Origin of the sequence: Bradyrhizobium sp. C-145 (assembly GCF_023375135.1) — a bacterium.
GTDB lineage: Bacteria > Pseudomonadota > Alphaproteobacteria > Rhizobiales > Xanthobacteraceae > Bradyrhizobium > Bradyrhizobium zhanjiangense.
Genome location: NZ_CP088150.1, coordinates 2,811,302 through 2,832,573 on the forward strand (window position 1 = coordinate 2,811,302; position 21,272 = coordinate 2,832,573).

At 64.5% G+C, this 21,272-nt stretch carries 12 protein-coding genes and 2 pseudogenes; 7 read left to right on the plus strand and 7 right to left on the minus strand.

Annotation, left to right across the window (positions count from 1 at the left end; genetic code table 11):
• Positions 1–8: 8 nt before the first annotated feature.
• Complete coding sequence (locus LRP30_RS12925) at positions 9–1,628, minus strand: GMC family oxidoreductase N-terminal domain-containing protein (RefSeq protein ID WP_249760554.1); 1,620 nt, start codon at positions 1,626–1,628, stop codon at positions 9–11.
• Between the two features lie 212 nt (positions 1,629–1,840).
• On the opposite strand from LRP30_RS12925, the gene LRP30_RS12930 reads away from it, so the two are divergent.
• Positions 1,841–3,013, plus strand: coding sequence for a M20 aminoacylase family protein (locus LRP30_RS12930; protein WP_091890768.1), 1,173 nt, complete (start codon positions 1,841–1,843; stop codon positions 3,011–3,013).
• A 184-nt stretch (positions 3,014–3,197) separates the two neighbouring features.
• Here LRP30_RS12930 and LRP30_RS12935 read toward each other — a convergent pair whose 3' ends face one another.
• Both LRP30_RS12935 and LRP30_RS12940 read right to left on the minus strand, forming a co-directional pair.
• The gene (locus tag LRP30_RS12935; RefSeq protein WP_249760555.1) at positions 3,198–4,826 is read right to left on the minus strand and encodes an inorganic phosphate transporter; all 1,629 of its coding nucleotides are present in this window, start codon (positions 4,824–4,826) and stop codon (positions 3,198–3,200) included.
• A gap of 98 nt (positions 4,827–4,924) precedes the next feature.
• Positions 4,925–6,322 (minus strand): UdgX family uracil-DNA binding protein, encoded by a 1,398-nt coding sequence (locus LRP30_RS12940; protein ID WP_249760556.1) that lies wholly within the window; start codon positions 6,320–6,322, stop codon positions 4,925–4,927.
• Positions 6,323–6,487: 165 nt separating this feature from the next.
• Between LRP30_RS12940 and LRP30_RS12945 the strand changes: the two genes are divergently transcribed.
• Genes LRP30_RS12945 through LRP30_RS12955 form a run of 3 tightly spaced genes read left to right on the plus strand, consistent with a single transcriptional unit; the run spans position 6,488 to position 12,286 of the window.
• Positions 6,488–7,276, plus strand: a complete 789-nt coding sequence (locus LRP30_RS12945) for a DNA repair protein (RefSeq protein WP_128934990.1) — start codon at positions 6,488–6,490, stop codon at positions 7,274–7,276.
• Entirely contained in the window at positions 7,173–8,765 is a 1,593-nt protein-coding gene (locus tag LRP30_RS12950; protein WP_164934537.1) for a DNA polymerase Y family protein, read from the plus strand. Before LRP30_RS12945 ends, LRP30_RS12950 begins: the two co-directional genes overlap by 104 nt.
• A complete protein-coding gene (locus LRP30_RS12955; RefSeq protein WP_249760557.1) occupies positions 8,762–12,286 on the plus strand; it encodes an error-prone DNA polymerase in 3,525 nt (1,174 codons plus the stop codon). Before LRP30_RS12950 ends, LRP30_RS12955 begins: the two co-directional genes overlap by 4 nt.
• A 180-nt stretch (positions 12,287–12,466) precedes the next feature.
• Here LRP30_RS12955 and LRP30_RS12960 read toward each other — a convergent pair.
• Together LRP30_RS12960 and LRP30_RS12965 are read right to left on the minus strand one after the other, a co-directional pair.
• A pseudogene (locus tag LRP30_RS12960) lies at positions 12,467–13,238 on the minus strand (SDR family oxidoreductase).
• Between the two features lie 164 nt (positions 13,239–13,402).
• On the minus strand, positions 13,403–13,690 hold the full coding sequence (locus LRP30_RS12965) for a hypothetical protein (RefSeq protein ID WP_091890782.1): 288 nt from the start codon (positions 13,688–13,690) through the stop codon (positions 13,403–13,405).
• Between the two features lie 57 nt (positions 13,691–13,747).
• Between LRP30_RS12965 and LRP30_RS12970 the strand changes: the two genes are divergently transcribed.
• The 3 genes from LRP30_RS12970 to LRP30_RS12980 all read left to right on the plus strand — a co-directional run bounded on the left by LRP30_RS12970 (position 13,748) and on the right by LRP30_RS12980 (position 19,695).
• The gene (locus LRP30_RS12970; RefSeq protein WP_249760558.1) at positions 13,748–15,160 is read left to right on the plus strand and encodes a CoA transferase; all 1,413 of its coding nucleotides are present in this window, start codon (positions 13,748–13,750) and stop codon (positions 15,158–15,160) included.
• 145 nt (positions 15,161–15,305) lie between these two features.
• On the plus strand, positions 15,306–16,550 hold the full coding sequence (locus LRP30_RS12975; protein WP_128934986.1) for an efflux RND transporter periplasmic adaptor subunit: 1,245 nt from the start codon (positions 15,306–15,308) through the stop codon (positions 16,548–16,550).
• Positions 16,551–16,578: 28 nt separating this feature from the next.
• Positions 16,579–19,695 carry a CusA/CzcA family heavy metal efflux RND transporter gene (locus LRP30_RS12980; RefSeq protein WP_128944810.1) on the plus strand — a complete coding sequence of 1,039 codons (3,117 nt, stop codon included), beginning with the start codon at positions 16,579–16,581 and terminating at the stop codon, positions 19,693–19,695.
• A 3-nt stretch (positions 19,696–19,698) separates the two neighbouring features.
• Here the strand turns inward: LRP30_RS12980 and LRP30_RS12985 are convergent.
• Both LRP30_RS12985 and LRP30_RS12990 read right to left on the minus strand, forming a co-directional pair.
• Positions 19,699–20,609, minus strand: a pseudogene (locus LRP30_RS12985) (amidohydrolase family protein).
• Between the two features lie 102 nt (positions 20,610–20,711).
• Positions 20,712–21,260: a hypothetical protein gene (locus tag LRP30_RS12990; protein ID WP_249760559.1), complete on the minus strand. Its 549-nt coding sequence runs from the start codon at positions 21,258–21,260 to the stop codon at positions 20,712–20,714.
• Positions 21,261–21,272 lie beyond the last annotated feature (12 nt).

Here is a 21,272-nt window from a genome sequence, read left to right on the forward strand (position 1 = left end):
GCAAGATGCTACTTCGCATCCTCCAAGATCATCGTCGCGCCTTTCTCGGCGATCATCGCGGTCGGCGTGTTGGTGTTACCCGAGGTGATGGTCGGCATGATCGAGGCATCGACGATGCGAAGGCCGGAAAGGCCGTAGAAGCGCAGGCGTTCGTCGACCACCGCCATCGGATCGTTCGCCGCGCCCATCTTCGCCGTGCCGACGGGATGGAAGATGGTGGTGCCGATGTCGCCGGCGGCCTTCGCGAGCGAGGCATCATCGTCGCCGACGGAGGGGCCGGGCAGGTATTCGCTCGGGCGATATTTTGCGAGCGCCTTCTGCTGCATCAGGCGGCGCGTCGTGCGGATTGCGTCGGCGCCGACCTGGCGATCGTCATCGGTCGACAGATAGTTCGGCGCGATGATCGGCTTCTCGTCCGGGCTCGCCGAGCGCAGCCGCACGGTGCCGCGCGAGGTTGGCTGGAGATTGCAGGCGCTCACCGTGATCGCGGGGAAGCGGTGCAGGGGATCGCCGAACTTGTCGAGCGACAGCGGCTGCACGTGGAATTGAATGTTGGCGCGTTCGCGCGTCGCATCCGAGCGCGTGAAGATACCGAGCTGCGACGGCGCCATGGTCAGCGGACCGCGGCGGCGGAAGGCGTAGTCGAGCCCCATCAGGCCGCGGCGGAACAGGTTGTAATAGGTCTCGTTCAGCGTGCGCACGCCCTCGACCTTGTAGATCGCGCGCTGCTGCAGATGGTCCTGTAAGTTGCGCCCCACACCGGGCTTGTCCATGACGACGTCGATGCCGAGCGGCGATAGCCAGTCGGCGGGGCCGATGCCGGAGCGATGCAGCACTTGCACCGAGCCGATCGAGCCGGCCGAGAGGATCACCTCGCGCTTCGCCCGTGCCTCGATGATCTCGCCATTCTGGATGAAGCGCACGCCGATGGCGCGGCCCTGCTCGATGATGATACGGTCGACAAGCATATGCTTCTCGAGCCGCAGATTGGGGCGGTTCAGCGCCGGCTTGAGGAAGCCGCGCGCCGACGACCACCGCCGCCCACGCTTCTGGTTGACGTGGAAATAGCTCGTGCCTTCGTTATCGCCGGTGTTGAAATCCGGGATGCGCTTGATGCCCATCTCCTCGGCGGCGTCGCCCACCGCGTCCAGAATCGTCCACGATAGCCGCGGTGCCTCGATGCGCCAGCCGCCGCCGGCGCCGTGATGCTCGCTCGCGCCCAGGAAGTGATCTTCCAGCCGCTTGAACAGCGGCAGCACGTCGTCATAGCCCCAGCCGGTCATGCCGAGCTGGCGCCAATGGTCGTAATCGGCAGCCTGTCCGCGCATCGAGATCATGGCATTGATCGACGAGCAGCCGCCGATCACCTTGCCGCGGGGATAGGCGAGCGCGCGGCCGTTCAGGCCCGGCTCAGCCTCGGTCTTGAACATCCAATCCGAGCGCGGATTGCCGATGGCAAAGAGATAGCCGACCGGGATGTGGAACCAGATCCAGTTGTCGTCGCCGCCGGCCTCGAGAATGAGGACACGGTTCTTCGGATCGGCCGAGAGCCGGTTCGCGAGGATACAGCCCGCCGTGCCGGCCCCGACGACAATGTAGTCAAACTCACCTTCGAGCCGTCTTGGCATTCTGCGTCCACCCAAACAGGCGTCATGCCCGGGGCTTGTCCCGGGGCTCCAGCGCTTTCTGTCCTAATAGTCGGACGTGGATGGCGAAGACAAGCTCGCTACAAGCCCGGCCATGACGAGAAGACAGGGCTACCCTCGATCCGCGGCAGTTAGGTGGACCGGCGCTTGCATGGTAGACAGTCCTGTATTCCCAACAAAGCTTGAGACCCTCCATGCCCATCGTGAACCGCGTCGCCGACCTCCAACCCGATATTCAGGCCTGGCGCCGGGACATCCATCAGCATCCGGAGCTGCTATATGACGTTCACCGCACCGCAGCATTCGTTGCGGACCGTTTGCGTGAGTTCGGCTGCGATGAGGTCGTGACTGGCCTTGGCCAGACCGGCGTGGTCGGCGTGATCAAGGGCAGCAAGCCGGCCGGCGAGGGCCTCAAGGTGATTGGCCTGCGCGCCGACATGGACGCGCTGCCCGTCGAGGAGCAGACCAACCTGCCTTACGCCTCCAAGACCCCGGGCAAGATGCACGCCTGCGGCCATGACGGCCACACCGCGATGCTGCTGGGCGCGGCGCGCTACCTCGCCGAGACCCGCAATTTCGCCGGCGATGCCGTGGTGATCTTTCAGCCGGCCGAGGAGGGCGGCGCGGGCGGTGCGGCCATGGTCAAGGACGGCCTGATGGAGCGCTTCGGCATCGAGCAGGTCTACGGCATGCACAACGGCCCGGGCATCCCCATCGGCTCGTTCGCGATCCGGCCGGGTCCGATCATGGCGGCGACCGACGAGGTCGACATCATGATCGAGGGCGTCGGCGGCCATGCCGCGCGTCCGCACAAATGCGTGGACTCCGTGCTGGTCGGTGCGCAGGTTATCACCGCCTTGCAATCGATCGTCGCGCGCAGCGTCGATCCCTTGGAATCGGCGGTGATCTCGATCTGTGAATTCCACGCCGGCAATGCCCGCAACGTCATTCCGCAGACGGCGACGCTGAGGGGCACCATCCGCACGTTGTCGCCGGAGGTGCGCAAGCTGGTCGAGAAGCGCGTGCACGAGGTTGTGGCAGGCGTGGCGCAGATCACGGGTGCCAAGATCGATCTGCGCTACAAGCGCAACTATCCGGTGGTGAACAACCACGCTGCGGAGACCGAGGTGGCAAGGCGCATCGCCAAGCAGGTCGCAGGGGACGCCAACGTGCACGAGATGCCGCCGCTGATGGGCGGCGAGGATTTCGCCTACATGCTGGAAGCGCGCCCCGGCGCCTTCATCTTCTGCGGCAATGGCGACAGCGCCGGCCTGCATCACCCCGCTTATAATTTCAACGACGAGGCGATCGTCTACGGCACGTCCTACTGGGTCAAGCTGGTCGAGGAATCGCTGGCTGCGTCGTAGTTCACCTCGCCCGCTCTTGTCCGCCGAAGCCTCGGCGAAGGCGGATGCGGGGAGAGGTCGGAATGCGCGCGCAGCGCGGATTCCGGGTGAGGGGGACTCTCCGCGAGTCCGTCTCTCACCGTGATTGTGGATGCAGCCCCTCACCCTAACCCTCTCCCCGTAAGAACGGGGAGAGGAAAGAAGTTCAGAACATCCGCGAGAAGATCACGTAGAGCGTGGCCGACAGCATGATCGCGCAGGGCAGGGTCAGCACCCAGGCCATCAGCAGGTTGCGGATCGTCGACCATTGCAGGCCCGAACCGTTCGCCGCCATGGTACCAGCGACGCCGGACGACAGCACGTGGGTGGTCGAGACCGGCAGGCCGAACACGTCGGCGGCGCCGATCGTGGCGGCGGCCACGAGCTCGGCCGAGGCGCCTTGCGCGTAGGTGAGATGGCTTTTGCCGATCTTCTCGCCCACGGTGATGACGATGCGCTTCCAGCCGATCATGGTGCCGAGGCCGAGCGCGATGGCGACCGCGATCTTCACCCAGTTCGGGATGAACTTCGTGGCGGCATCGAGCGAGCCCTTGTAGGTGTTGAGCACCGCGATCTCATCCTTGTTGAGATCGTTCGCCTTGTCCTTCATCAGGAAACGGATCGCTTCCGACGTCAGGTACATGTCGTTGCGGGTATTGCCGACGGCTTCGGCGGGGACCTTGCTCAGCGTGCCGTATCGGGCAACCTGATCGCCGACGTCCTTCACCAGCACGGCGAGCGAGGGATAGGTACCGTCGTTGAGCTCGTGCAGGGCGATGTACTGCGTCACCGCCGGACGAGGATCGCCGATGATGCTGTGGCCCGCGCCTTTCGCCGAGATCACCTTGGAGGCAGCCTCGGAGGTCTTCTGGAACTGGGCGACCTGGGATTCCGGCAGCGCGCGGTTGAGGGCGTAAGCCGTCGGCACGGTGCCGATCAGGATCAGCATAATCAGGCCCATGCCCTTCTGGCCGTCGTTCGAGCCGTGCGCGAAGCTGACGCCGGTGCAGGTTGTGATCAGAAGGCCGCGGATCCACAGCGGCGGCGCCTTGTTGCCTTCGGGCGCGGCATAAAGCGCCGGGTTGCGCACGATGAACTTGAGCAGCAGCAACAGCACGGCGGCGCAGATGAAGCCGAACAGCGGCGACAGCAGCAGCGCGTAGCCGATCTCGGTCGCCTTGCTCCAATCCACGCCCGAGGTGCCGTCGCGGCCGCGCATGACGGCGTTGGCGACGCCGACGCCGATGATCGAGCCGATCAGCGTGTGCGAGGAGGAGGCCGGCAGGCCGAAAAACCAGGTGCCGAGATTCCACAGGATCGCGGCGATCAGAAGCGCGAACACCATGGCGAAGCCGGCGCTGGAGCCGACCTGGAGGATCAGCTCGACCGGCAGCAGCGAGACGATGCCGAAGGCGACCGCGCCGGAAGACAAGAGCACGCCGAGGAAGTTGAAGAAGCCCGACCACATCACCGCGACTTCGGCTGGCAGCGAATGGGTGTAGATCACGGTCGCCACCGCATTGGCGGTGTCGTGGAAGCCGTTGACGAATTCGAAGCCGAGCGCGATCAGGAGCGCGACGAACAGGAGGATGTAGGGCAGGTAGGTCGTCACCCGCGTGCCGGTCGCGTTGACGTCGACATAGATGCTGTAGGCGACGAACAGCAGGCCGGCGGCGAGGATGCCGAAGAACAGGATCAACGTCAGCGGATTGAAGCCCTTGTCGAGATTTGGCCGCGAGGCCGGCTGGACGGGCGCGGGATCTGTTACCGCGCGGTCAAATGCAACATCGGTCATGTCTGGACGCCCCTTAACTTTCAAGTAAGGGTATTGTCCGCGATGGATTTGAAGGCCGGATGACAACTAAGGCGTGAAGGCCGTTTTTGCTGCCAGTATTAGGCAGCCCGTGCAGCCTTCTTCTGCAAGCCGGCCGCGATTTTCAAATCGTCGACAAAGCGCTGATATTCCAGCACCTTGGTCTCGGGATCTGGCAGCCGCAGCAGATAAGACGGATGCACTGTCACCAAAGCCTTGCGGCCGTCGGGTAGGTCGATGAGCCGGCCTCGGTTTTTGCCGATTGGGGTGATCTTGCCGAACACGCTTTGCGCGGCGGTGGCGCCCATCGCCACGATGAGATCGGGCTGGATTGCCGAAACTTCCCGCTCATACCATTGCCGGCACGCCCGGATCTCCGGCGTAGTCGGCTTCTGGTGCAGGCGGACCTTTCCGCGTGGCACGAATTTGAAGTGTTTGACCGCGTTGGTGACATAGACCTTCTTGCGATCGACGCCGGCTTCCTCCAGCGCGCGGTCGAGCATCTGGCCGGCCGGGCCGACGAAGGGATGGCCGGCGAGGTCTTCCTTGTCGCCGGGCTGCTCGCCGACCAGCATGATGTTGGCGGACTTCGGGCCTTCGCCGAACACGGTCTGGGTTGCGTCCTTGTAGAGATGGCAGGCGCGGCAATGCGCGGCCTCCTTACGGAGCGCGTCGAGATCATCGGCAGCTAGCTTGCGTTTCATCGGAGCCTCCGGCCGCGGGGTGATCCACCCGCCGGTCCAGCGTTCGGCATCGGCGAGCAGCGGTTCAAGTATCGAGGCTTTCGACAGGTTCCTGTGACTCTTCTTCGGCGCTTCCGGCATGATCGGTTGGTCTGGCCGAAAGTGGCGGCGCCAGGTTTCCTCCAACCGGTTTGGGGCGGGCATCTCCGTCTGGCTGATGCCCGGGGTGAAGGAGATCGCGTGGCCGTCCCAATGGGCGCAAATGTCGGGCGTGAGGATCGACCAGGGCATGTCGGCGTAGCGGCGCGCGAAGAAGGGGGCGGTGAATTCGACGATGTGATGCTCCGGCACGAACCAGGCCGCGTAATGTGCGTTGTGCTCGCGTCCGATCTCGCGGAAGCGAATGACATCGCGCATCCGCTGCATGTCGCGATGCACGCTGACGGCCATCGCTGTCGCCTGCGCGACGTCCGGATCGGCCCTGGTCTCGAGCAGATCGTGGTCGGTCCGTAACCGCCACAGCAGGCGATAGAGCAGCGCAAAGCGTTCACCGTCGCGGTGCAGGGCCGCGATGCGGGCGAGCTCGATGAAATTGGCCGGCACGCTGAAGGTGCCGTCGGTTTCGATCAGCGGAATGCCTGGCGCTTCGCATAGACCGGCCGGCACCGCCTCTTTCGCGCGGCCCTGCACGCTCCAGGTCACGTCGGCCGGCGCGATCTGATGCAGTGCGAGCGCGCGGGCGGTTTTGCGCCAGCTCTCGAAATCGGTCTGGCTGTCGAGAGTGATGAGGTACATGGTACTTGAATCCTCTTGATTCTGCTTATGAATCCGACTGAGCGCCAATTCGATTGACTCTCGGGGCGCCATTAGCTTTATATTAGAACATATCATGAACAAATGAGCCAGCCGTTGGTTCTTCTTTTGAGGACCACGGCATCAATCTCTGAAGGAGCGGCGAGCATGAGCGGCGCACGCATCAGCGCGCTTGCGACCTTGCGCAGCCAGATCGAGCGCATCGAGACGGCGGAGGTCGTGCATCATCGCGATCGCGTCGCGCTCGGCCACAGCGAGGCGGATACCGCGCTGAAGGGCGGGCTTGCACGCGCGGCGATCCATGAGGTGTTTTGCGAGGGCCGGCAGGGAACGGCCGCGACGGGCTTCGTCATGGGGCTTGCGGGCCGCGTGATGGCACGCAAGCCGCTGCTGTGGGTGCGGCAGGATTTTTCGGAAATCGAAACCGGCGCGCTGTCGATGAGCGGGCTTGCCGAACTCGGTCTCGACCCGCGCCGCGTGGTGATGGTGCGCGCCGCCGATGTCGAGAGCGCACTGCGCACCTCAGCCGACGCGCTCGCCTGCGATGCGCTGGGGGCCGTGGTGCTCGAGCTCTGGGGCGAGATCAGGCAGTTCGATCTCGTGGCGAGCCGCAAGCTGACGCTGGCCGCGCAATCTTCCGGCGTCACCGGGCTCTTGCTGCGCATGGCCGCGCAACCGATGCCCTCGACCGCGGAAACACGATGGATGCTGCGCGCGGCGCATTCACCGCCGGGCCCGGTGTGGAGTGCCTGGGGGGCGCCGCGCTTCGATGCCGAGCTCTTGCGCAATCGTCATGGCCCATGTGGCCGGTGGATCATGGAATGGAAATGTGATGAGTGCCAGTTCAGTGAGCCGTCGACGTGTCCTCAGCCTGTGGCTGCCGCGCCTGCCAATCGATCGGATTCAGCGGTTCTTTGGCAACGTCGGACTGCATAAGAGCAATGATCCAAGCATCGTCGTCATCAAGGACAACAATGCGCTGGTGATTCATGCGCTGGACGAGGCCGCCGAGCGCCTCGGCCTGTATATCGGTCAGCCGCTGGCGAATGCGCGGGCGATGTGCCCGGACTTACGTGTGTTCGACGCCGATGTCGTGGCCGATGCGAAGACGCTCAGCGATGTAGCGGACTGGTGCGACCGCTTCACGCCACTGGTGGCGCTCGATCCGCCGCACGGGCTGTTCCTCGACATCACCGGCTGCGCGCATCTGTTCGGTGGTGAGGCCGCGTTGTTGCGGACGTTGGTCCGCGCATTGGCCCGGCAGGGGTTTGCCGTCAGCGCGGCGATCGCCGGCACCTCGGTCTGCGCGCGCACGCTGACGCGGCAGGCCACGGGCACCATCGTGGCCGATGGCGAGGAGGCGGAGGCGATCAGCCGGTTGCCGATATCCGCGCTGGGCGCAGGCGAGACCATCACCACTGGCCTGCGCCGTGCCGGGCTGAAGACCATCGGCGATGTCGCCTCGCGCACGCCGAGCGAGATCACGGCGCGGTTCGGCGCGCGGTTCTCCACGCTGCTGGCGCATGCGTTGGGGCAGGGCGATGCGCCGATCAACCCGCGCAAGCCGCTGCCCGACTACATCGTGGAAAAGCGCTTTGCCGAGCCGATCGCGACCGACACCATGATTGCGATGACGCTGTCGCGGCTCGCCGACACGTTGATCGCGTCCATGGAGAAGCAAGGCAAGGGCGCGCGGCGCCTGGAAGCCGCCTTCTTCCGCACCGACGGCGTGGTGCGCGCGATCACGGTCGAGACCGGACATCCGGTGACGCGAAGCGCGGTCATTGACCGCCTGTTCCGCGAGCGCCTCGACGCACTCGCCGATCCGCTCGATCCCGGCTTCGGCTTCGACATGGTGCGGCTGTCGGCGAGCCGCACCGAGATCGTGGTGCAGGAGCAGCGCGATCTCGACGCTCATGTCCACGACAATGACGAGCTCGCCGCACTGATCGACCGCATTGCCGCGCGCATCGGCGGCAAGCGTGTCGTCGTGCACCTGCCGCAGGACACCCATATCCCTGAATGCGCGGTGCTGGCCGCGCCGGCGCAGCATCATCTCGCCGCTGCCATGCAGGCCGAATGGCCGGCACGTGCCGAGAGCGAGCCGCCGCTGCGCCCCTTGCGGCTGTTCGACAAGCCGGAGCCGATCAAGGTGCCGTTCGCGACCGTGCCGGACGGTCCGCCACATCAGTTCACCTGGCGCCGCGCGCTACATGCGGTGGTGCGGGTGGAGGGACCCGAGCGCATCGCCATGGAATGGTGGCGGCAGGACGGCAAGCAGCTCACGCGGGATTATTTCCGTATCGAGGATGCCGAAGGCCTGCGCTTCTGGATTTTTCGCGACGGTCTTTATGAGGGGGAGTGCTTCGATCACGACGGCAAGCCCGTTCCTCCCAGCTGGTATGTGCACGGTCTCTTCGCATGAACACGCCTGCCTATGCCGAGATTGGCATCACCACCAATTTTTCCTTCCTGCGCGGCGGCTCGGATCCGCGCGCCTATGTGCATCAGGCCAGCATCCTCGGCATTCCCGCGATCGGCATCGCCGATCACAACACGCTGGCCGGCGTGGTGCGCGCCTACAAGGAGCTCGACAATGCCGAGGTGCTGCACAAGCCGAAACTCCTGATCGGCGCACGCATCGTCTTCATCGACGGCACGTCTGATATCCTGGTCTATCCGCGCGACCGCGCGGCCTATGGCCGGCTGTGCCAGCTTCTCACCAAGGGCAAGCGCGGCGACGACGTCACACGGATCGAGAAGGGGGAATGCCGTCTCACCTTCGCCGATCTCCTCGCGTTTTCGGAAGGTCAGCTCCTGGTCCTGACGCTGCCGCATCGTTTCGAACCCGCGCAGGCGCTGGATGTTCTTGCGAAACTCAAGGACAGCCGCGCCGAGGGCGTGTGGCTGGCGGCGAGCCTGATCTATCGTGGCGACGACCGGCGCCGGCTGGCGCGGCTCGATGATCTCGCGGCAGAAGCACGAGTGCCGCTGCTCGCGACCAACGAGGTGCTCTATCATCATCCGGCGCGCCGTCCTTTGCAGGACGTGCTGACCTGCATCCGGGAAAAGACCACGATCGAGGCGGTCGGACGGAAGCTGGAAGCCAATGCCGAGCGGTTCTTGAAGACGCCCAGGGAGATGTCGCGGCTGTTCCGCGATTTCCCCGAGGCTGTCGCGGAGACCATGCGCTTTGCAGACGCAATCGACTTCTCGCTCGATCAGCTCAAATACCAATATCCGGACGAGCCGGTGCCGCCGGGCAAGACCGCGCAAGGGCATCTGGAGGACCTGACCTGGGGGGGTGTCGACAAATATTTCGGCGGCATCACCAAAATCGACGAGAAACTGTACGCGACGCTGAAGAAAGAGCTCGCGCTGATCGCCGAGCTGAAATACGCGCATTACTTCCTCACCGTGCACGACATCGTGCGCTACGCGCGCAGCCAGAATATCCTGTGCCAGGGGCGGGGATCGGCGGCGAACTCGGCCGTGTGTTACGTGCTCGGCATCACCTCGGTCGATCCGACCAAGGTCGATCTGTTGTTCGAGCGCTTCATCTCCAAGGAGCGGCTGGAGCCGCCTGATATCGACGTCGATTTCGAGCATTCGCGGCGCGAGGAGGTGATGCAATATGTCTATCGCCGCTATGGCCGTCACCGCGCCGCGATCATCGCTACCGTCATCCATTACCGCCCGCGCAGCGCCATTCGCGACGTCGGCAAGGCGCTGGGCCTGACCGAGGACGTCACTGCCGCGCTCGCCGACACCGTCTGGGGAAGCTGGGGCAAGGGCCTCAATGACATGCAGGTCAGGCAGGCCGGACTCGATCCCAACAATCCCATGATCAACCTCGCGGTCGAGCTCGCAACCGAGCTGATCGAATTCCCGCGCCATCTCTCCCAGCATGTTGGCGGCTATGTGCTGACGCAGGACCGGCTCGACACTTATGTGCCGATCGGCAATGCCGCGATGGACGACCGTACCTTCATCGAATGGGACAAGGACGACGTCGATGCGCTCAGCATGATGAAGGTCGACGTGCTGGCGCTGGGCATGCTGACCTGTATCCGCAAATGTTTCGATTTGATCGCGGAGCACAAGGGCGAGCGCTGGGTGCTGGCGAGCGTTCCGCAGGACGATCCCAAAGTCTATGACATGCTTTGCGACGGGGAATCCCTCGGCGTGTTCCAGGTCGAGAGCCGCGCGCAGATGAACATGCTGCCGCGCCTGAAGCCGCGCACCTTCTACGATCTCGTCATCGAAGTCGCGATCGTACGTCCGGGGCCGATCCAGGGCGATATGGTGCATCCCTACTTACGGCGGCGGAACGGTCAGGAGGAGGTGCGTTATCCCTCGCCGTCGCCCGAGCATGGTCCTGCGGACGAGCTCTACAAGGTGCTGCACAAGACCAAGGGCGTGCCTCTGTTCCAGGAGCAGGCGATGCGGATCGCGATCGAGGCGGCAAAATTCACCTCTGAGGAAGCCAATGGCCTGCGCCGCTCGATGGCGACCTTCCGCAATGTCGGTACCATCGGCAAATATGAGGACAAGCTGATCGGCAACATGGTCGCGCGCGGCTATGATGCCGACTTCGCCAGAAGCTGCTTCGACCAGATCAAGGGCTTCGGCTCCTACGGTTTCCCCGAGAGCCACGCCGCGAGCTTCGCGCAGCTCGTCTATATCTCTTCATGGCTGAAGCATTACCATCCCGACGCCTTCTGCTGCGGCCTCTTGAACTCGCAGCCGATGGGCTTTTATGCCCCGGCACAGATCGTCGGCGATGCCCGCAAGAACGGCGTCGAGGTGCGTGACATCGACGTGTCCTACAGCTTTGCGCAGAACACGCTGGAGCAGGGGAAAGACAAATATTGCGCCGTGCGCCTCGGTTTCCGCCAGATCGACGGCTTCCACTGGCTGGACGAGGATGAGGAGCGCTTGAAACGCTCCCAGCTGTCATTCCGGGGGGCGCGGCCTATCCGCCGAAGCTCTGAGAGTGAAGGCGGAAGCGCGAACGCGGAATCCATGAGGCCGCGTACGCCTGGAGGAGGAATGGATTCCGGGCTCGCGCCAAGTGGCGCGCCCCGGAATGACGATGGGGAGGTAGCTCAGAACAATACGGAGAGAGCCCAGGACTGGGCCGATCGCATCGTCGCCGCCCGCAACCGCCGTCCCTTCACCTCGCTCGAAGATTTTGCGCGCGATACCGGCCTGCCCAAGCGCGCGCTGATCCTGCTGGCGGATGCCGACGCGTTCCGCTCGCTCGGGCTCGACCGTCGCGAGGCGCTATGGCAGGTGCGGCGGCTGCCCGACGACGTGCCGCTGCCATTGTTCGAGGCAGCCACCGCGCGCGAGCAGCCGGACGAGCACGCAAAACCATTGCCGGTGATGCCGCGCGCCGAGCAAGTGGTCGCCGACTATCAGACCATCCGGTTGTCGCTGAAGGGACATCCGATGGAGTTCCTCCGCGAGATGTTCTCGCGCGAGCGCGTCATCGCCTGCAAGGATGTCAGCCATGAGAACGAGCGGCGCCGCGTTCGCTGCGCCGGCGTCGTGCTGGTGCGGCAGCGGCCGGGTAGCGCCAGCGGCGTCGTGTTCATGACGCTGGAGGACGAAACCGGCATCGCCAATGTCGTGGTGTGGCCCAAGATCATGGAGCAGTACCGCAAAGAGGTGATGGGCGCGCGCCTCATCCTGGTCGAAGGCTATATCCAGAGCAGCCCCGAAAAGGTGACGCATCTCATCGCCCAGCGCATGATCGATCGCTCGCACGATCTGATCGGCCTCGCCAACGATGCCTTAAGCCGCAAGCATCCGGTGCCGTCAGGCGCCGACCTGATCGAGCCCCTCAACGACGACCCCCGCGCTCACGCCGATACCCCCGCGCAAAAAATCCGCCATCCCCGCAACGTCCGCATCCTGCCGCCGTCGCGAGATTTTCATTGAGGTTGTTCAGCTCGCGCAATCTCTCGCCGTCACCCTGAGGCGGCCGCTTCTTCAGCGGCCCTCGAAGGGCGACGGCCCGGCTGCATCGTGGCCGTTCATCCTTCGAGGCTCAGCCTGCGATGCTTTGCATCGCAAGCTTCGCACCTCAGGATGACGGGGCGGTTACGAACCTTGTCGCCCCTAAAAATTCACCCGGTTCGAAATCGCGCCGTCCACGACGAGATTGGACCCGGTCGTGAACGATGACACCGGGCTCGCCAAGAACACCGCCGCGCTCGCGATTTCCTGCGGCGTGGCCATGCGGCCGGTCGGATTGCGGCTCATCGCATCCTTGTAGCGCTCAGGCATGTTCTGCTCGATCATGTTCCAGACGCCGCCCTTGAAATAGACGGTGCCGGGCGACACCACGTTGACGCGGATCTTCTTCTTCGCATATTGCCGCGCCAGTCCCTCGGCCATGTGGATCAGCGCCGCCTTGATCGGGCCATAGGAGCTGGCGAGGTCAGCCTGTGCGGCCGAGATCGAGGAGATGATGACGAAGGCTGCATCGCCGCTTCTCTCGCCGCTGGCTTCGAGGAATGGCCGCGCGGCATCGAACGCATGCACGGCGCCGAGCACGTCGAGCCGAAAATTCTGCTCCCAGGACGCGGCATCCTGGCCCTGCGCCATCGCGCCGGCATTGGAGAACAGCAAATCGATGCCGCCGAGTTCTTTCGCGACATTCTCGATCCAGCCTTTCAGCGCCGCGCCGTCGGTGACGTCGACGGGGCTGCCGATGGCGCTGACACCGCTTGCCTTCAGTTCAGTGACGGTGGCCGCAACCTGATCGGCGTTGCGAGCGCATACTGCGAACATTGGCGCCTTCACCGGCGAGTGTCTCCGCAATCGCCCGCCCGATGCCGCGCGTGCCGCCGAGCACGATGGCGTTCTTGCCTTTGAGACCGAGATCCATTGTTTGGCTCCTTGTTTGTTTCTTGGTCGCAGGAAGTGTAGCTGCTTGAGTGGATACGCTGAAGCCTCCACAACGTCATTGCGAGGAGCTCTTGCGACGAAGCAATCCAGACTGCCGCCGCGGAAAGATTCTGGGTTGCTTCGCTGCGCTCGCAATGACGATCCTCACTCCGGCGCCGCGCCCACCGGCGGGCCGCCGGGTGGGCGATGCAGGAAGGTCAGCGAGACGTAGGCACCGGCCCAGGAGCCGATCGCGGCGAAGGCGACATAGAAGGCGTTCTCGGTGTAGCTGATCACGGCGTAGGAGGAGAGCAGGTACCAGATCGCGCTCCACGTCGCGGCCGGTACGCGCTTGCGCGCGACTACGGCCGAGGTGAACATCACATAGACCGCGTCGGTGGCCGCCGTTGCGACGAACACGGCGCCCGCGGTGAGGGGATCGATGGCGGCCATTGCAATCCTTTCTCTGAACGTGGGATGGTCGCGAAAACTAAAGGGAGAGAAGCGGCTATGCAAAGCTCCGCCGACGTTCTCAGGGATATCTGGACCTCCGCAGGCGGCGATCCGGCTGCGCTCGGCCGCGTGCAGCTGACGGGCGAGGAGCCGCAGATCCCATCCTCGTTTCGCGTCGCCGTCGCCGGCCAGACAACGATCGCTGCCGCCGGCCTCGCCGCCACCGAAATCTGGCGACTGCGCAGCGGCGAGGCGCAGGACGTCTCCGTCGACATGCGTCACGCGGTCGTCGAATGCCGATCCGAGCGCTATTTGCGCGTCGACGACAAGCCGCCGCCCCCGGCCTGGGACGCCATCGCCGGCGTCTACAGGACCGGCGATGGCCGCTTCGTCCGCTGCCACACCAATTTCCCGCATCACCGCGACGCTGTCTGCAACGTGCTCGGCTGCGTGCCCGAGCGCGAGAAGGTGCAGGCGGCGCTGATGCAATGGAAAGGCGAGGATTTCGAAACTGCGGCTTACGCTGCGGGCGGCGTCGTCGCCCTGATGCGCAGCTACGACGAATGGTCGGCGCTGCCGCAGGCGCGTGCGCTCGCCGAACTGCCGCTGGTCTCGATCGAGAAGATCGGCGAGGCCCCGGCGAAACCGTGGCCCCAAGGATTGTCGAACAGCGATCGTCCGCTCGCGGGCCTCCGCGTGCTCGATCTCTCGCGCGTCATCGCAGGCCCTGTCGCGGGCCGCACGCTCGCTGCGCACGGCGCGGACGTGCTGCTCGTCTCGGGGCCTGAATTACCCGCCATCCCCTGGCTCACCATCGACACCGGCCGCGGCAAGCTCACCACCTTCATCGAACTGAAGAGCGAAGCGGGCAGGGCGCAATTGCGCGCGCTGTTGAAAGACGCCGACGTCTTCTCGCAAGGCTATCGTCCGCGCGCGCTCGCCGCTCTCGGTTTCGCACCGGAGGACGCGGCGCAAATTAGTCCCGGCATCGTCTATGTCACGCTGTCGGCCTATGGCCATGCCGGCCCCTGGGCGGAGCGGCGCGGCTTCGATTCACTGGTGCAGACCACGACCGGCTTCAACCAGGCGGAGGGGCAGGCCGCCGGCATCGACGGTCCCAAGGAATTGCCGGCGCAGATGCTCGACCACGCCACCGGTTATCTGATGGCGTTCGGCGCCATGGTGGCCAAGGCGCGCCAGGCCCGCGAAGGCGGCAGCTGGCACGTGCGCGTATCGCTGGCGCAGACCGGACGCTGGCTATGGAATCTCGGCCGCCTTGACGGCGGACTGAACACCCCGGATCTTACGGGGGACGCTGTACATGCAGCGTTCATCGAAAGCATGCCATCTGGCTTCGGCACGTTGAAGGCGGTGCGTCATTCGGCGGTGCTATCGACAACGCCGGCACAATGGAGCCGTCCTGCGATGCCGCTCGGCAGTCATCCGGCACAGTGGCCGGCGCGAAGCTGACATGAAGCTGACACGTCGCAAATTTTTAACGCCAACCGAGAGGCGCCCAGCGTTTTTTAGGTTGTCTGAAATCTGAATTCAGCACTATTAGCGCGACCGATGAGGCAGTCATTTGCCGAGATCGTCGCAGACACAACCGGGCTCAATGGTAGTTGAAAATACCAAGCGATTGCAGGTGCTTACAAAACCACGGGTGATCACCTCCGTAGTTTTACTAGCTCTCGTCGGTGCCGGGGCCTACGGCTTCCTCCAGGCGGGGCCCAAGGAAAAGAAGCACTCCGACATTTCCAGCCAATCGCGCAGGAATGCTCAGACCTTCACGCCGACGCCGTCCGAATGGGCAACGCTGACGATCGAGCCGGTCAAGGCCAAGAGCTTCCGGGCCGAGTATGTCACCGAGGGCAAGGTCGCGGTCGACGAGGACCGCTCGACGCCGGTGTTCTCGCCCTATGCGGGCCGGGTCACCAAGCTGCTCGCCAAGCCGGGCGAGACCCTGAAGCAAGGCCAACCGCTGTTCACGATCGAAGCCGCCGACACCGTGCAGGCCCAGAACGATTTCGTTGCGGCGATGACGTCGCAGAACAAGGCGAGGTCGGCGCTCGAGCTCTCCGACATCCAATTCAAGCGCGCCAAGGATCTCTATGAGGGGCATGCCATTCCGCTGAAGGACTATCAGCAGGCGGAAGCGACCCAGGTCCAGGCGCAGAACGACATGCGTTCCTCGGGGACGGCGCTGGAAGCCGCGCGCAACAAGCTGCGCATCCTCGGTTTCACCGACGAGACCATCAAGGCGTTCCAGGAGAAGGGCGCGATCAATCCGGAAATCACGATCTATTCGCCGATCGCAGGCACCGTCGTGCAGCGCAAGATCGGCCCCGGCCAGTACGTCAGTTCCGGTGCCAGCGATCCGGTCTTCGTGATCGGCGACCTCTCCACGGTCTGGCTCACCGCGTTCGTGCGCGAGAGCGATGCGGCCGCGGTGTGCATCGGTCAGGACATCACCGTCAACGTGATGGCGCTACCGGGTCGGCCGCTGACCGCCAGGATCAACTACGTCGCCGCCGCGATCGATCCCAGCACACGCCGCCTCCTGGTCCGCGCCACCATCGACAACAAGGACGGCCTGCTCAAGCCGGAGATGTTCGCCAACGTCACGATCTACTCGGCCGGCGACCGTGCCGCACCGGCGGTGCCGAAACAGGCTTTGATCTATGAAGCCGACAAGGTCCGCATCTGGGTCGCGCGCGAAGATAAATCGGTCGAGCTGCGCCAGATCAAGATCGGCCTCATCAACGGCAACCTCGTCGAGGTCACCAGCAATCTGAAACCCGGCGAGCAGATCGTCACCAAGGGCAGCCTGTTCATCGACCGCGCGGCGTCCGGCAGCTGATCGACGACCCAAGAAAACTGAAGACCTGATGGATCGCCTCGTTGCTCTTGCCGTCAACCGGCGCTTCCTAATGGTCGGCATGTTCGTCGCCGTCCTGATCGGCGGCCTGATCGCGTTCAACCAGCTCAACATCGAAGCCTATCCCGATCCGACCCCGCCGATGGTCGACATCGTGACCCAGAGTCCGGGCCTGTCGGCCGAGGAGATCGAGCGCTACATCACGATCCCGATCGAGACCCAGGTCGCCGGCCTGAAGAACCTCACGACCATCCGCACCATCTCGCTCTACGGCCTCTCCGACATCAAACTCCAGTTCTCCTTCGCCTACACCTATGACGAGGCGCTGCAGCAGGTGCTGAACCGGCTGGCGCAGCTCGCGCCGCTGCCCGGCAACGTGCAGCCGCAGATCTCGCCGCTCAGCCCGATCGGCGAAATCTTCAGGTATCGTCTGGTGGGTCCGCCGAACTACAGCGTGCTCGACCTCAAGACCATCCAGGACTGGATCCTGCAGCGCCGCTTCCGCGCCGTACCCGGCGTCATCGACGTCACCGGCTGGGGCGGCAGGAGCAAGACCTACGAGCTCCAGGTCGATTTCAACAAGCTGGTCGCCAACGGCCTGACGCTGCCGCAATTGCTCCAGGCGGTCGGCAATTCCAACGTCAATGTCGGCGGCAATACCGTCAATATCGGCCAGCAATCGGCCGTGGTGCGCGGCGTCGGCCTGATCCGGTCGATCGACGACCTCGCCAACACCATGGTGGCGCAGTCCGGCGGCAATCCGGTGCTGGTCAAGGACGTCGCCACCGTAACCGTCGGTCAGAAGCCCCGTCTCGGCATTGCCGGCCTCGACGAGTCCGACGACATCGTACAGGGCATCGTCCTGATGCGGCGCGGCGAGCAGAGCTCGCCGACCATCAAGCGCGTCCACCAACTCGTTCAAACCATCAACAACTCCAGCATCCTGCCGCCCGGCGTGCGCATCGAGCGCATCTACGACCGCGGGGACCTGATTGAGCTCACCACCCACACCGTGCTGCACAACATGGTGGTCGGCATTATGCTCATCGTGCTGTTGCAGTGGATCTTCCTCGGTGATTTGCGCAGCGCGCTGATCGTCGGCGCCACCATTCCGTTCGCGCTGTTCTTCGCCGTTATCATCCTGGTGCTCCGCGGAGAATCGGCGAACCTGCTGTCGGTCGGCGCCATCGATTTTGGCTTGATCGTCGATGCCACCGTCATCATGGTGGAGGCGATCTTCCGCCGCCTGACCCAGACGACGCCGATGTCGGAAACCGAGCAGATGTCGAATGAGACGCTGTTCGGCATGAAGAGCCATGCCATCCTCAGCGCCGCGGCGGACGTTTCGCGCTCAATCTTCTTTGCAGCGGCAATCATCATCGCGGCCTTCCTGCCGCTGTTCACGCTATCGGGCGTCGAGGGCAACATCTTCGGGCCGATGGCGCGCACCTACGCCTATGCGCTGGCCGGCGGGCTGCTTGCGACGTTCACCGTCACCCCGGCGCTATCCGCGATCATCCTGCCCGCCCATGTCGAGGAGACCGAGACGAAGGTGATGCTGATCCTGCACCGGTTGTATTCGCCGCTGCTGCATTGGGCAGTCGCCAATCGAAACATCGTGCTCGGCGGCGCCGTCGGCCTCGTGCTGATGACGGTGGCGCTCGGCCGGCTGCTCGGTCTCGAATTTCTGCCAAAGCTGGAAGAGGGCAATCTCTGGATCCGCGCCACGCTGCCGCCGACCATCTCGCTCCAGGAAGGCAACACCTACGTCAACGAGATGCGCAAGGTCATCCGCGCCCGGCCTGAGGTCGAGTCCGTGGTGTCGCAGCACGGCCGTCCCGACGACGGCACCGACGCGGCCGGCTTCTTCAACGCCGAGTTCTTCGCGCCGCTCAAGCCTGCGAGCCAATGGCCCGGCACGCGCGACAAGGAGGAGCTGACCGCCGAGCTGCTCAAGCAGCTCGACGACCGCTTCCCCGGTGTCGAGTTCAACTTCTCGCAATATCTCCAGGACAACGTCTCCGAGGCCGTCTCCGGCGTGAAGGGCGAGAACTCGATCAAGCTGTTCGGCAGCGACCTCCAGGCGCTGACCGACACCGCCAACAAGATCAAATCGGTGCTGGCCACCGTACAGGGCGTCACCGACCTTGCGGTGTTCACTTCGCTCGGCCAGCCGACCATCCAGATCGACATCGACCGCGCCAAGGCCGCGCGCTATGGCCTCGCCCCCGGCGACATCAACGCCACGATCAAGGTCGCGATCGGCGGCGACACTGCGGGCGATCTCTATGAGCCGGGCAGCGACCGCCACTTCCCGATCATCGTCCGCCTCGCGCCGGAATACCGCAGAAGCGCGGAGGCGATCCAGAATTTGCGGATCGGCGCGCCGGGGCCGAACGGCACCGTCACGCAGATCCCCCTGAGCGAGGTCGCCAATATCAGCCTCGTCTCCGGCGCCGCCTACATCTATCGCGAGCAGCAGGAGCGCTATCTGCCGATCAAGTTCTCGGTGCGCGAGCGCGATCTCGGCAGCGCCATCCGCGAGGCGCAGCAGAAGATCGCCGAGCAGGTGCAGCTGCCGCCGGGCTCGCACATGGAATGGGTCGGCGAGTTCGGCAATCTCCAGGACGCGATCCGGCGGCTGTCGATCGTGGTGCCAATCTCGCTGGCGCTGATCGGCATCCTGCTCTGGTTCAATTTCGGCTCGATGACCGACACGCTGCTCGCGATGAGCGTGATCCCGATGGCGATCTTCGGCGGAGTGCTGGGCCTCTTGATTTCCGGCACGGCATTCAGCGTCTCCGCGGCGATCGGATTCATCGCGCTGTTCGGCATTGCCGTGATGGACGGCATCATCATCCTGTCGCAGTTCAACCAGCTCATCGAGGAAGGCATGGACCGCATGAGCGCGGTGGTGCGGACCGGTGAATTGCAGCTTCGTCCGGTGCTGATGACCTGCGTCGTCGCGGGCGTCGGCCTGCTGCCGGCGGCGCTGTCGGAAGGCATCGGCTCGCAGGTGCAGAAGCCGCTCGCGGTCGTGGTCGTCACCGGCATGATGCTGGCGCCCGTGGTGATCCTCGTGACCTTGCCGGTTCTGATCTCCTTCTTCTCGCGCCGCGCGCGCTGACCGTCAGAACCCGTAGAGCCGCGCCGGATTGTCGACCAGGATCTTCTTGCGCACATCCGCATCCGGTGCCCACGCCGGCAGCTGATTGAGCAGCCGGCCGTCGTCGATCTGATAGAGCGGCGCGATGTCGGTGGGCTTGCGGCCCTCGACGCGGCTGGAATCCGGATGCGGCCAGTCCGTGCCCCAGACGATGCGGTCCGGGTTCGCCGCGATCAGCACCTTCGCGAACGGCACCATGTCCTGATAGTCGGGAGCGAGCTTTGATGACCGGTAGGCGCCCGAAATCTTGACATAGGCCTTGCCGGATTTCACCAGCGCGACGAGATCGGAGAAGCCCAGCTGCTCCAGGCCCTGCGAGGCTTCAAGGCCGCCAAAATGGTCGAACACGACGGGCACCGGCGCCGTCTCGACGAGGTCCTTGATCGCCGAGATCATGGCAAGCGTGGTGTAGAGTTGCACGTGCCAGCCGCGCGCCTTCATGCGCTCGACTGCGGCAGTGAAGCGCGGTCGGCCGACATTGGGATCGTTCACGCCGCCGGTCGCCAGATTGAGGCGGATGCCGCGGAAGCCGTCCTGATGCATCGTGTCGAGCGCGCTCTCCGGTGTCTTATCGTCGATCACGGCCACCCCGCGCGCGGTCGCGCCGCGCGCCTTCATGCCGAACAAAGTGGAGGAATTGTCGGTGCCTAGACGCTCGGCGTCACGATCACCACGCGCTCGATATGCAGCGCCTTGTGCAGCGCGGCCATTTCTTCGGGACTCGCCGGCTCCGGCGTGTAGACGCGTCCCGCGAAGAACGGAAACTTTTCGACGTCGCCATGGATGTGGGTGTGGCAGTCACAGGTGTGCGCCGGGACGTCGAAATTGATCGGGGTCGCAGGCTGCGCCGCACGGGCGTGGGCTTTGCTGGTCATGGCTACTCCGGCGGCAAGGGAGGCAAGCAGGACACTGCGTCAGTTGAGCACGGTTTTTCTCCCTGTTTATTTTTTAGAGGCAAGCTCCGTGAGAATATCACATCAGCCCGGCAACCGCTCCGCTTCGCTGCATACCTGCTCGACAAGCTCGGCAAGCGGGCGTGAGCCGTCAACGCGTACGACCGGGCAAGACAAGCCCGCGAGCCACATTTCATGCTTTGCAAGATTGCGGCCTTCGCGATCACCGGCTTCATAATGGGAAGCCCATTCGACGAAGTCTTCGGTCTCATCATGACGCCAGCCGCCGGGCGCGACGGCGTCGGTGCCGAAATGGGCGGCCTCGCGAGCGCGCAATCGCCTCAGGCGGATTTCGCGCGGCGCAGTCACGAAGACGACGAGATCAAAGAATGGAACGAGCTCGTCGCCCCAGCCGGTGACAGATCCGCAGTCTATACGCGGCAGAAACATCTCGCGCATCAAGCGTAGACGTTCGGAGGTGGGGCGCGTCGTCTGGTAGGGCGGCACGGTCGGCAGCCAGAAATAGTCATCGCTGTCGTGATGCGGCAGCGCAAGCCGAGCGGCGAGCGCGCGACCGAGCGTCGTCACGCCGGATCCCGAAGCTCCCATCAGATGGATGCGGCGGCTTTTCATCGGTACCCCGCC